This window comes from Bacterioplanes sanyensis (genome assembly GCF_002237535.1).
Lineage (GTDB): Bacteria > Pseudomonadota > Gammaproteobacteria > Pseudomonadales > Oceanobacteraceae > Bacterioplanes > Bacterioplanes sanyensis_A.
This window is the reverse complement of sequence record NZ_CP022530.1, coordinates 2,357,702-2,371,104: the sequence shown is the minus strand read 5'-3', so window position 1 is coordinate 2,371,104 and position 13,403 is coordinate 2,357,702. Positions and strand designations below refer to the sequence as shown.

Sequence of the window (13,403 nt, the reverse complement as noted above, 5' to 3'; positions counted from 1 at the left end):
GGTCCCGCTGGTGCTTATCTGCATCATTAGCTGGTTTCGCCAAATACGTTTCAAACCCCATGCCCTCCTTGAGGGATCTTATCCCTCACGCCGGGCGGGCGAGCTCCCTGCTTTGCGCCGCGCAGGCCGTGCTCCCTTCGTTACCAATACTGTGGTCGCCGCAACGCCAACAGCCTGCATCCCGGCAGGATGTTGGCTGGTGCTGCCATCCGGGCAGCCCCTGCGGGCACAGCCATTGCCAACTCAGGCGGCCTGCAAAGGCGCGAAAACCTGGATGCTATATCGCGCTCGAAACTTAGGGTGGGCGTCTCGTTTGTATCTCGTTTTTAGTACTTAATCTCTGCATCTGAACGCTTCCACAGAGATGGCTGACGATTTGACCAAGCGTAAAAGCCACTGCGCGATACGTCAACCCACTCACAACTGCGCTTGATGCCTAGCTCTTGTCCGAATTTCTGGATGAATCGATACCTTTCTGATGTTCCTCCGCAAGAAACCCTTGCCACTTTTTTAGCAAATCAAGCTCCTGCTTCAGTTTCTTATTCTCTGCCTCAAGCTTTTTAACCTTTGAGATTTCCTTCTCTTGCTTGCGGGTAGCTTCGGTTAACTTTTTGCGTTTATCTGCCACGATCTTGCCTTCACGGTATTCTTTTCGCCATCGTGACAGCATAAACGGATGGATGTCGAGTGTATTGGCAACGTCCTGGACCTGAATCCCTTCAATAAGACTTAGCTGAACGGCTTTTACTTTAAACTCATTTGAATACTGCCAGGTCTTTCTTGGCTGAGTATATTTTGGCATTGGACACCTCGTCAGTTTGACTTTGGTGTCCGTTTTATCGGGGCAAGATCAGGCGCGTAGTTGATTGACTTGTTAGGCTTATTTTCATGATTACCAATCCATATTGGCTGCTTGGTCAAACTGCCATGACAAGTGCTCGACCAGTGACTCCATATCTTCAACAGAAGATATGGCAGATATATATTGACCATCTGAAGCCATTGGTAAAATCAAAGGAAGAGAGCTTTCGATATAAATCTTAAATGGCTCTCTTTCGTCGGACCATAGATGGCTTATGAAACTTTCAATTAAATCAACAACTTCTTTTTCGTTAAACCCTAAGTCACCGTAAAATGAGAAGCGACCACTCCCTCTTTGATGGGGCAATAACAATGGGACTGCACCTGCACCAGAATGAAAACTAAATGCTTCTCCATTTTTTCCGAATGCCCCGTGCGTCATATAGTTTCTAAGTTGACGCTTAACGGTCACAAGTTGATCGTAATAAGACCTAGTGCCCTCAGTTTCTATATCGATTGCACATTTAAATTTAACAGGCCATTCGTTGTCCGCGAGATTAGCCACATCCTCGCCGGTAGTAACTTTGCCACTTAAAATGGCCATGTGTATAAATATGTGTTCGGTCCAGCTGAAAAAGGCATCTACTGCAGATAGAGCCATCCATTCTGCATTTCTTCTTATTTCATAAGCGGGAAAGGAGACTGAGTACCCACTACCGTGCTGCTCTCTAATCCGTTCATCTTTTCTATCTTCAGCCTCTTTGCTTAAGACCTTGTATTGTTCGGAAAAGTAACAATAACGGTCAAACAGCCTATTGCTATGGTTAACAACGTTAAGGTGAGACTGCTTTGCAGCTTCAGATGCTTTCCATTCAAAAAATGGCTTTGCGATATTTATTGCTTTTTTTATTCGCTTGACTATTTCACCAGCTTCACTCTCTTGTGTTTCCGGATCTTGCGCGAATACACCAAGCCCAAATTTTCTATGCTCAACAAGGTAGGCTGTACCGTTGTAATCAATAGGAACGGACCAAGAAACTTTTTCAAACTGCCCAAGATTTTTAAACTTTAGAAGATCTACCAACAGGAAATAGCATAAGTAATATGGGGGAAGTTGCCTCCCTGCATTAGTTCTCTTAGCGTTGAATAGAAAGTTTTTTTCAGCAGAAGTACCTGAGTGCGCAGGTATAACTGGTAGCAATGTAGAGCGCACCTTTTCTTTTAGAAGTTCCATTTCTTCTGGCAATTTATACTTATGAGCCATATCTATCCTAGAGCCTAACAGCTTAATAGTGTGCTTGCCTGTTTTTTCAGCTAGAACCTTTCGAGGTATCTCTTCCAAGCCATTGATTTACCACTGTATGTCTTCCTTTCTTTCACATTCCTTCCTGGAAAAGCGCGCGTGCCTACTATCCACGCCTCAAAGTTCTGGCACTCAAGATCTAACACACTGATTTCTCTGGCGTTTAAGCTACCACTGCATGGGAACACAGGCAAGCCGACTGGAAAACCGTGCCAGCTTTTTGTTACCCCAACAAATATACTGGTTGCATAAACAGTATCCTTTTACATTGAGTCTCTAGCCATTTCTTAGCTGATTACTCGCTCTCGCGCCTAGGTTGTCCGCGCCTCAGCAGGCCGCCAGAGTTGGCAATGGCTGTGCCCGCAGGGGCTGCCCGGACGGCAGCGCCAACAAAAGACCTACAGGGACGTGATGCGGCGACCACAGCATTGGCAACGATGGAAATACGGCCTGCGCAGCGCAAAGCAGGGAGCTCGCCCGCCCGGCGTGAGGGATAAGATCCCTCAAGGAGGGCATAGGAATTGGCGTTAAAAATTACTCGTGCGCGAGTCCGACTCACTTACCGTTTGTAAGCTGCGCTTGCCGAGGACGCTTCCGCTCGCTTTTTGCCTGGCAGAAACAGCCTCGATGTACGCTTTCAGTCGTTCGCCCGCCCGGCGTGAGGGATAAGATCCCTCAAGGAGGGCATTGGATCTTGCCAAATAATCAATAAACCAAAAGTCCGGCTACTTCTCCAACACCGCCAAAATCACCTCAGCTTTACTCACTTCAAACTCTTTTGGCGCCTCCACATTTAACTGGGTAACGACGCCATTTTCGATCACCATGGCGTAGCGCTGCGAGCGAACACCACCAAAGGTTCCGGTGTCCATTTCTAGCCCCAGGGCTTTGGTAAAGCTACCATCACCGTCGCCCAGCATGGTAATTTCATGCGCATTTTGGGCTTTGCCCCAGGCACTCATCACAAACGCATCGTTAACTGAGACGCAAGCAATCATATCGACGCCGGCCGCTTTGAGTTTATCCGCCAGTACAACATAACCGGGCAAGTGAGCCTCGGAGCAGGTAGGGGTAAACGCACCGGGTACGGCAAACAGTACTACGCGCTTATTGGCAAATAACTCGTCGGTCTTGTGAGTCTGCATGCCGTCAGCATTAAGCTCGCTAAGGGTGGCAGTGGGCAGTTGTTGACCTTGCTGGATCATATCTATTCCTCTCATCAGGTTTACTGCTCCAGTCTAACGATCAAAACCCATAGAAACCATCCATACAAAGTAGGAAAGTGCCAGCATACTCGTCTTATCGAGGTACTACAGAAAGAAATTTCAATGATTACTGATTGAACAATCACATAAATAGCATGCGAGCCTTAGAACCCCTTTATTGCTCTGTCAGCGATGAAGTGTTACCGTCGACCGTCGACCAAACCACAACCGCTAAAACCTCAGATTAGTCAGGCTCGCTGCACACTTTAAAAACCGCTAGGTAAGATAATTTTATAGCCAAGAGATATCCACATGCTTTGGTCTAGAAGCTTCAAACAGTTTGCATATGGCATGGCAACGATACTGTTTCTTGTATCCGTGGCCATATTCTTCTCTGACCCATCTGCCCCAGGTACTACCCTGAATTTGGGAGGCCTTCAGCAAAGTGAAGCATCGTTACTTCTTTCAGGTATAGGTATCGCACTGATTCTGATGTATCACTTTTTCAGTCACATCATGCGAAGATTATCTGCTGTGAAAAAGATGGACGGCGACTGGTAAACCTACGCAGTCATAGACATTAGCAAGCAAATACAAATAAAGGAGGAACAACAGAAAGTAAGCTCATCTAAGAAAACAGGTCTATCGTCTTTTCACACCAATATGAACACAGCATCACCAGCAATGTTCCACTGTAGCAGTCACTTACCATACGAACTAGTGCATATTCGCTTTTATCAAGCAACTCAAATAGACTTCAACTGCCCTCGCTATAAGTCACACATATCGTGTGGTTTATCATCGGGATCGAAAACTGGCATACACCGTATGATCCGCGGTGCTTTCTTGCGTATTGAATGGCCATGTTACACTGACGACAATAGTATTTTGTGGAGCCTTTCATGAAAACCTTACAAAAAAAGTACCTTTGGATAACCCTAACCGGAATTATATTGCTGTCTGTTCTATTTCAGCTGTTACCAACTCCGATCGATATGAACCTGGACAAAGTTGGCAACGGCAAGGCAGCCTTGGTGTTTATCTATGACCCCAATCTTGCCAGCAGCAATGAACAAAGTGTTGAAATCAACAAAGTACGTCAGCAGCTAGGTGACAGTGTGAATCTGTTAGTCGCCAAAGCCGGCGACCCTACCAGCGCTGACTTTCGTCAACAGCATCAAGCACGCCCCGCAGATATACTGTTTTTTGACATCAATGGTGAGCTGATCAAGAGGGATATCGCCGTTATTGGTGCAGCAGAGCTTGTTACCATTTTAACATCTTCAAATCCTCACTAGACCTTGTATAGCTGGCGCTTATACATCGCGTCGTTTTGTTAAGCGACGCGTTCAGTCAAATGTACAGACAGGCTGGCCTTAGCTGAAACCATCCTATCTAAGCCCCTTCCCTTAGGGGCTGATAACACGATTCAGCGCTTTGCTGCTAGACGGTAGTTTTTTCTTGAGTAAGGCATGAGGAATGTGGCCTAACTGGTTAAATAAGCAACGGATAGCGCTACTTAGGGAAAAGCGGACGCCAGCCCTTCGGGATATTTCTGAACATGCTTCAATCTCTGTTGCTTATCGGTCATTTTACTCGTTAAACATCTATCTTCGCACCTTGATTGAGGAACTCACTTCAGCGTGATCGAAATAGTGTTAACAGGCCCTAGCACGAGTGAATAGCAACCCTTCTGTCTCACCCGGTCGACATCTATGGATACAGCTACCAAAGTTCGTCCACATTGCATAGCAACGACCGTGAATGTCACTCAACGATGAAAATCTGTAGCTTTTTACTTTATAAACCGTATTGCTTTGCAGCCGTGTCGATTCAAACAAGTATGAAATACGACACTAGCAATCATGCATAAAAAAAGGGCCTCATATGAGACCCTTTTTCTTCATATCGACACTCAGTTCGGCTTATTCGCCTTGAGTTTCGATACCTTCCAGAGAACCTGGAATGGTCCAGCCAGCCCACCAAGCGGCAGATTCAGCAGTACCTGGAGCCACCGCACCGATGTAGTCGGTGTTGTCGAAGGCAAAACCAGAACCGTTGTCGACTGGCTGCCATGCATTAACGGTACCTGCTGGCGCACCAACCAGAGCAGCCGCAGCGTCCAGATCAACCGTGTTAGCACCCACAGTACCATTTACTGTGTCTGCATCGCGCTTGGCATAGAAGCCATCAGTACAAGCACCGATCACGTTGGTCAGAGTCACGTCAGATGGAATTTTGTCTGTCGCTTCGTCCTGGTCGTGATCCGAGTCGTCGATGCGAACACAGTCTACGAAGTTCAGAACCGCAGTGTTGTAAATACGAGTCGTCAAAGAGCCACGCAGACGCATGCCTGGTTGACCATCGCTTACCGCACTACCAACGATGGTGATGTTAGCCAGCGCACCTTCGGTTTGTGGCACATAATCTTCGTCTGACGAGTTGGCTTCAATACCGCGTGGGTCGTTCGAACCACTTGGGCCAGCTTTCACGGCATCTTTACGTACGATGGCGTACTGGATGTTGCCCTGGTAACCAGTGTCGAAATCGATATCGTCGTCGTCGTTACCGGTCAGTACCAGGTATTTAGCGTTTACGGTACCGCCAAACCACTCAACCGCGTCGTCCAGGTTGTTGTGAACCTGTACGTACTCGACGGTTGTACCATGACCAACACCTTGCAGTGTCAGACCATTAACTTCGTTGTTAGGGCCAGCTACCTTACCGGCTTCAGCAATACGGACGTATTTGATCACACCGCTGTTATCGGCTTTGTTGTTACCGGCGTAGAAACCAACACCGTCGCCGCCTTCACCTTGAACATTACAGATGCCATCAGCGTTGCCATCGAAGCACGCGCCTGTGTTACCCGCACCGTATTGTGGCGCAAAACCTTGAATGATCACGCCGCCCCATTCGCCCAGGCCGTCGTAGTTGTCGTCCAGGTCAGAGCTAAATGTAATTGGCTGAGCCGCAGTACCCTCGGCCATCAGTTTAGAACCACGAGTTACCAACAGAACGCCATCGTCCAGGCCACGAATATCAGTGCCTGGTTGAATGCTCAAGGTCACACCGCTGTCTTTAATCGCTTGAACTTCGGCAGCAGTCATAGCTTTGGCATTACCCGCACCTACTTGTACAAAACCATCCAGCAACCATTTTTTGTCCGCAGTCAGTTCGTAGTCTTCATCAATGGTGCCGCTCAAAGTACATACGTCACCGGTACAAGAAACGAAAGATGGCAGAGTTGGCTCCGGCTCAACAACAGGTGGAGGAGTAACAACACCAGTGTTGTCATCGTTATCGTCGTCATCATCACCACCACAGCCAACTAAAGCAGCAGCCAGTAATGCAGCGACCAGATAGTTCTTCTTCAGTTCCATTTTCATCCCTCGGTTTTTAACAGGTATTTTGATTGACCGGCGGCCATTGTCCGCCGGGTATATGACAAGAAAGTTACAAATCAGAAGATGTATTCGACCGATGCAGAATATTTACTGCCTTCGTAATAACTCTCGATTTCTCGATCGTCACGCGAATAACTGACTTTGGAATCAGTGATATTTTGCGCCTTGGCTTTTACCACCAGGCTTTCATTAATATCGTAGCGATAAACAATATCGAAGGTCGCTCGGCCGTCTTCTATTTCCGCCGCTAACTCACCACGACTGGTGGCATAAATGCGGTCGTCGAAATAATTCGCTAACAAGGTTAACGACTGTCCGGTGGCAAAATGATCGATGCCAAACTGGACATTGGCCAGATACTCGGATTGCCCTTGCAATTCACGCGACGAATCACCTTCTAAGCGCTCTGCGTCGGTTCCAGATAAATCCACCTCAGAGTCGATGTACGACAAGTTGGTCGCCCAGAAACCGGTAAAGTCAGAGCCGTCGATGACGTTAATACGAAAATCTACTTCAATCCCTTGAATTTCTGCACTGTTTACATTGGCAAAGGTGTAACCATTGGCTGCACTGCCATCGCCTTCAATCACAGAGCGCTCAATCGGGTCGCTAACATCTTTATAAAACAGCGCCAGAGTTAAACTTTCGTCTTCCGAGAAATAATACTCACCGCGCACATCGATGTTGGTAATGTCCGATATTTCTAGATTCGGGTTACCTTGAATTAAATCATCCGTATCCGGATCGTACTGAGCCGACTCAGAACGCTCGGTAATACCGGGGCGAGATACGGTTTGAGATGCACTGGCACGCAGCTGCATATCTTCGTTAATACGCCAGGTAGCCGCCAACATGGGCAGTACCGAAGACTCACTCAGTGAGCTGGCAGAGCTGTCGTTATCTGGGTACTTCAGCTCCTGCTCAAAATCTTCATAACGCATACCGGCCACCAGGCTTACGGTATTCAAATCCAACTCAGCGGACACATACGCAGCGGTCATTTCGTCGGTGGCGCTGTAATTGTCGGTTCCAGCAGTTGAGCCGCGGAACTTGACACTGCCACTGTCGATATTATTTTTGCTGAATATCTGCTCTGGTGTTAGCGATAAATCGATCGCCGGATCGTTAATATTCAGATTGGAATATCGCGCCAGCTCAACCTCACGGTCCTTACTGATGTAACTAACGCCGGTCTTCAGCTTCAGGAACAGCGTGTCGCTCAACATCATGTCGGCACTGTAGTCCACACCCAGGTCGAGGGCGTCTTCGGTTAAATCAGAGAATCGACGCTCAACACCGCCCAACAAACGCAGTGGATTATCGCTACCCAATGTGCGTCCGTAGGTGTAAGCGCGACGGTCCGGTTCATAACGAGACGTCTGCGCCACACCAAGGCGCCAGTTCAGCTGGTCCTCTTCACCCAAGCCGGTAAGGTAGTGCGTACCAGAAAACTGCTGACCAATGTACTGACGCTCCACCCATTGCAAAATGGCCGATTGCAAGTGTTGGTCTTTGCCTTCGTCTTCTACCGAGGTGGTGCGAATGGTGTCGTCGGTTTTACGCAACAAAGTAGTTTTGCTCAGATATTCGCTACTGCCGTAATCCAGGCCGTAGACGAAATACCCAGCCACATCGATCTTGCGCTTGGTACGTTCATACGTTCCTTTCGAGCTGGCGTCGTCCAGCTGACCGTCGTGACGTGCTTCCCACGCGTCTTTGTACTCAAAGGCGGCGTAATAGCCATGGCCACCAAAATCTGCCTCAAAGTAATCACCGGTCGAAACAGAAAAACCTTTGTCCGGTTTGGCCTGAATTTGATCGACGTTATAAATATTTTCAAACGAGTTACCCAAACGGACGCTGTCTTCCGCCGACGCGCAGTTTGGATCGGATTCGCAGAAGCGTGGGTTATCGATACCACCCTTGGTCAATGAATCTGCAAATGATGGATGCTCACGCGTGCCATCATCAATACCCATCCAATCCGCGCTGCCACCTTCGTAACCATTCACATCGCTAAATGTGGTGCGTGAATTTAATCCGCTGCTCAATGAGATTTTGGTGAGAGATTCTTCTGGCAGCCCTTTGGTGGTCATACGAATGGCACCACCGGTAGAGTCGCCTGGTAACTCTGGCGTAAAGCTCTTTTGAATATCGATACCACCCAAAACGCTGGCCGGGAACAAGTCCAGCGGCACGTCACGGCGCATTGGGTCGGTACTCGGCATCATGCTGCCGTTCAACGTGGAAGAGATGTAGCGCCCTTGCATGCCTCGCACCACAGCAAACTGACCGCCGACCACAGACACGCCGGCGACGCGTTTTAACGCCGAGGCAGCACTGGAGTCGCCGAAGCGAGATAATTGCTCAGAGCCGATGGCATCCAATACCGCGCTGGAGTCACGCTCTTGCGAGGTGGTGGTGGTTGGCATGAATGAACCCACGGCAACCACTTCTTCGATGCCGCCATTGCCCGCCATGCTCAGATTAAGGTTGAGGCCCGTATTAATGCCGCCCATTACGCGCACATCGGATACCTGGCGATTGCCATAGTTCGGGTGAGCAACGTTTAAGCTGTATTCACCGCGCGGTAATTCCAGAGTAAAAAAGCCATCATTATCGGTCGTGACCGATACGTCGCTGCCTTCAACACTGATGATGGCGTCGCTGACGTTGCCGCCTGTTTCTTGCGAGCTTAAGTAGCCGCTGATCTGACCGATTGCCGTTTCGTCATTACCAAATTGGTTTACTTCGGAGACCGCTTCACCGCCGATCATTTCCACCATGATTTCTGCATTGGGTTTGGCCGCAGCCAACTCCAGTGGGAATTCACCCCACCATTCGCCGTATTGCGACAGCTCAACCTGGTGCAAGCCAGCCGGTAAATCGAATACGACAAAACCTGCGTTACCGACCAGCTTTTTCTGGCCATTTACGCTTACCGCCAGATCCTGTACAGCGGAGCCTTCTTCGGTGACATAAAAAACAGCTTCGCCGGCCATCAGCTGAGAAACAAATAAGGTCGATGCCGCACCTAACAGCAAACGAGTCGGTTTCATTAGACCCCCTACGAGGATTAGAACATGATCATTGGGCGGCAGCCGGGGGCGGGATTAGATGAGCCAGCCGTACTGCCACACTTCAAACGTGGCGGCAGTATGTTGCTGAAATGTGACACTAACATGACAAAGCCACGCGGCGATTTGTCATACAAAAGGGCTAGGGCAGCTCAGAATAATTCGGTACCCGCTCTGGATCGCCAGAGGGCTTCAGATCACGAAGCCGGTTTGCCGCTCTAGTCAGCTACAGCAAAAATCGGCGACACAGAGCTGGAGTTCTCTGGCGATCCCCACAGGGCGCGGGCTGCAGGCCTCCATAACGTTGTTGGCGATGTTGAAAAGGGCTGGCCATTTCCTGCCATCACCGCCTAGTTCTGAATGCCTGCTGCACTCGCGCAGAGTTGTGCAGAATTATTCAGAGGTGCCCTATTGTTGTGAAAGACAGTTGCATCAAACCGCTCGATTGGTTAGCCCAGTTCGAGCGGCGACGCATATAAAATAAAAAGAAGGGTATCGAGCCTAGACCGCTACAGCTCGAAGCTACAGACAAGCAGAGCAACACATCAACGACGCAGCATTAACCTCGGGCCGAGTGATGGGCTCAGCCGTTGACCCAACGCTGGAACACTTCTAGCCGCTGTTCTGGTGTCGGCAATGCTTGTAATGAGGCATCCAGCTGCTCAACTTCGTACACCATAAAATCAATGAACTTGCGTACTTTTTTCGGCAGATACTGCCGAGTGGGATAGGCCAATGAAATGGCCTGTTGATCCAGCTGCCAGTCTTCAAATAATGGCACTAACTTCCCTTGCACCAAATATTCACCTGCGAGAAAGAACGGTACCTGGCCAATGCCTGCGCCATGAACAATGCTGTTCACCGCACTGGCTACCATATTGATGACAATGTTCGGCTCAACACGAACCGTACATTGTTCTCCGCTACTGCTGTGTTGCAACTCGTACACTTCCGGCTGAATGCCTTCGCCAATCTTGACGCAGCGCAGCTGGTTTAATTCACATGGATGACTAGGATGCCCGACGCGCGCCAGATATTCAGGGCTGGCACACAGCACATGATCCGACATGGTGATGGTGCGTGCGACCAGGCTTGAATCTGGTACAGGGCCAAAAAACACCCCCAGATCAAACCCTTCTTCGACCAAGTTCACCTGCCCCTCGGTGTGCACCACTTCCAAGCGCACATCCGGATATTGGGTCTGATAACGCGCCAGATAATGCCCCATTACCCCGCTGCCAGCGATCATCGGGATGGCGATGCGCAGCACCCCATGAGCATCTTGCTCACGATCGGCAATCATCTCATGGGTATGAAAAATATCTTTAATACTTTGCTGGCAGTTTTGATAGTAGGCCTGCCCTACTTCGGTTAGGTGAATTTGCCGTGTAGTACGATGCAACAGTCTGGCACCGATACTGGCTTCCAAGTCGGCCACCATCCTACTCACACGCGACTTGGGCATGGACATCGCACGTCCTGCGGCGGTAAAGCCACCCTCTTCTACCACTCGGATAAAAACGGCCAACTGGTTTAAATCAAACATTAAATACTCACCTTGGGGGTAACGCTACTTGCAAGGTTGGACAATAATTGAACTATGATATGATGATTCACACATAACAAGAATAAGAGTCACCGCTATGACCTCACTCTTCGCCCACTCAGTGCTTGTTTCAGCCTGCCTAGGTGCCTTAAGTGGCTGCTTTGAACAGGGCTCGTCCGGCAATGATACCGCATCCACACCCGCAAAAACGCAGCCTGCTCAGCCCAGCAATGCAGAGCAAAGTATCGATTTTACCGCCTTTGCAGATATAAACCTGGCGACATGCTTACAAGCACAAGGCTTTAAACAAGTGGGTCAGGCGCAAATAGTGAGCTGCCCGCAAAGCGATATCCGCAGCCTAGCCGGCGCAGAGCAATTGAGCTTTGTGCGCGTCATGTCGGTACCGCATAATGACATTCAGGATTTATCACCATTGGCATCGCTGACGCTGCTGCACACCATCGATGTCGACAACAATCAGATCAATGATTTACAGCCGCTCCAAGCCTTAACCGCTCTAAATCAGGTATCAGCAAAACATAACCAGTTACGCGATATTAATGCGTTAACCGGCAGTTCACTGCTGCGACTGTATGTTGATCATAATCCTTTGGAAGACTTAAGTGCTGTCAGCTCACTTAGGCAATTAAAACACCTCAGCGCTAAGGGACACTCCGCCGAGTTGCCCACCCTCACAGCCTCGGTCACCAGCTTTCAACTGTGATTGCATAAGGCCGTTATCATTTGATTTCAGGCCTACCAGAAATATCTGACTACCCGCTACAACTTTTTCATTGTTAGAAAGCTTGCGCGACTAGACAAGCCTGCCATTCAAAGTAGCGACTTCAAAACTGCAAACATCTCTCATACCAGCACATGCCAAACAGTATGTTCACTATTTAATTGTTATAAGTTTGTGACCAAGAGGGCAGTGTATTGACGTTGCCATAGTTTTCACTGCCACTGTACAGGTTATGCTTGGGATGGCCGGGGAAGTAGTTCATCGGATGGTCACCCTGCTGAGTTCTCGCCTTTAAACCACCGTCGCCGCCCAAATTAATCCAGAAACCTGGACGTGACATTTCGGGCTTATAAGTGCCCACTTTACTCCACTGAATGGCACGTGTACCGGCACTAAAGAAAAAGGCTTCGGTATGCTCGAGGTAGTTTGACTGCACCGGGTAAAGCTGAGCGTGAGGCGACTGTTCCAATAAGGCCGCTGGGTTCGACACCAGCAGCGCAGCAGCCCCTTCAACGTCATACAAATCGAGGGTTTTCTCATCCAACCAACCAATTGTCCGCACACCGCCTAGGCTTGCTTCTAAGCGGATAGAACCCAATGGAATTTTGATACCCAAAATTTCAATCTCAACATCCGCAACGATGTTCGGGCGAATAAACCCCGAAATCACATCAATAATATTGCCCTGATAACCAATCGCGTCCTCAGCCCCGATACGAAAGCCCACTAGTTTGCGTGACGCACCCGTTTCGTCAAAAGCAAACTCAATGTAAGGATTTTCTTGCACGAATGGCAGTAATTCATATTGGCCATTGCCTTTGTCGCGAACTTGGCCCAACGTCAGGTCTCGCAGTTTTACGTCAACACCTCCATCAGGGCGATAGCCTCCCGGAAAGGTGAAAAAGCTCTTTTCGCCGCCGGTATCGTGCGTCAGCGCTGACGACAGATAATTTTCATCCGGGAGGCCCACCGAACCACAAGGTTTGGCCGTACATGCCCAGTTAATGTTGTCGTCGTAGCTTTCCGGTACCACATTGTTGTAACACACCTTGTCACCGCCAGGACCACCGCTGCAGTTGGTACCCTCAGGACGCCAGTAACGTCCAAGCGACAGTTCCTCAATATTGGCATTGATTTCAATTCTGGCACCCATGGTTAAGCGCGTCATATTCAGTTGTGAACCGTCGCCCTGATTAACCAGCTGCTCATTGAGTTCAAATATCGCTTGGCCATAACTGGCCGACAGCTCTTCTTCCGTTAATGGCTCCAGATTCGCAAGCGCTGGTCCGGACAACATAAGCAGTAATAGAAACCGAGTCATA

Annotated in this window: 8 protein-coding genes and 1 pseudogene; 2 read left to right on the top strand and 7 right to left on the bottom strand. The window is 49.1% G+C overall.

All coding sequences use genetic code 11. The features are described 5' to 3' along the window. Positions 1–479: 479 nt before the first annotated feature. The 3 genes and pseudogenes from CHH28_RS11020 to CHH28_RS11010 form a co-directional block, all read right to left on the bottom strand. Positions 480–802: pseudogene (locus CHH28_RS11020) on the bottom strand (transposase); the annotation flags it as partial. A gap of 90 nt (positions 803–892) precedes the next feature. Further along, positions 893–2,065: a hypothetical protein gene (locus CHH28_RS11015; protein ID WP_094062056.1), complete on the bottom strand. Its 1,173-nt coding sequence runs from the start codon at positions 2,063–2,065 to the stop codon at positions 893–895. 764 nt (positions 2,066–2,829) lie between these two features. After that, positions 2,830–3,309 (bottom strand): peroxiredoxin, encoded by a 480-nt coding sequence (locus CHH28_RS11010; RefSeq protein ID WP_094060355.1) that lies wholly within the window; start codon positions 3,307–3,309, stop codon positions 2,830–2,832. Positions 3,310–4,211: 902 nt separating this feature from the next. On the opposite strand from CHH28_RS11010, the gene CHH28_RS11000 reads away from it, so the two are divergent. Beyond that, complete coding sequence (locus CHH28_RS11000; RefSeq protein WP_094060353.1) at positions 4,212–4,607, top strand: hypothetical protein; 396 nt, start codon at positions 4,212–4,214, stop codon at positions 4,605–4,607. Positions 4,608–5,234: 627 nt separating this feature from the next. Here the strand turns inward: CHH28_RS11000 and CHH28_RS10995 are convergent. The 3 genes from CHH28_RS10995 to CHH28_RS10985 all read right to left on the bottom strand — a co-directional run bounded on the left by CHH28_RS10995 (position 5,235) and on the right by CHH28_RS10985 (position 11,339). Then, positions 5,235–6,692 (bottom strand): hypothetical protein, encoded by a 1,458-nt coding sequence (locus tag CHH28_RS10995; protein ID WP_094062055.1) that lies wholly within the window; start codon positions 6,690–6,692, stop codon positions 5,235–5,237. 80 nt (positions 6,693–6,772) lie between these two features. Beyond that, on the bottom strand, positions 6,773–9,775 hold the full coding sequence (locus CHH28_RS10990) for a TonB-dependent receptor (RefSeq protein WP_094060352.1): 3,003 nt from the start codon (positions 9,773–9,775) through the stop codon (positions 6,773–6,775). 601 nt (positions 9,776–10,376) lie between these two features. Next, on the bottom strand, positions 10,377–11,339 hold the full coding sequence (locus tag CHH28_RS10985) for a LysR family transcriptional regulator (RefSeq protein WP_094060351.1): 963 nt from the start codon (positions 11,337–11,339) through the stop codon (positions 10,377–10,379). 97 nt (positions 11,340–11,436) lie between these two features. Here CHH28_RS10985 and CHH28_RS10980 point away from each other — a divergent pair, with 97 nt between their 5' ends. Beyond that, complete coding sequence (locus CHH28_RS10980) at positions 11,437–12,063, top strand: leucine-rich repeat domain-containing protein (protein ID WP_094060350.1); 627 nt, start codon at positions 11,437–11,439, stop codon at positions 12,061–12,063. 175 nt (positions 12,064–12,238) lie between these two features. Here the strand turns inward: CHH28_RS10980 and CHH28_RS10975 are convergent, their stop codons facing one another. Then, on the bottom strand, positions 12,239–13,402 hold the full coding sequence (locus CHH28_RS10975; RefSeq protein WP_094060349.1) for a hypothetical protein: 1,164 nt from the start codon (positions 13,400–13,402) through the stop codon (positions 12,239–12,241). Position 13,403: the final 1 nt, after the last annotated feature.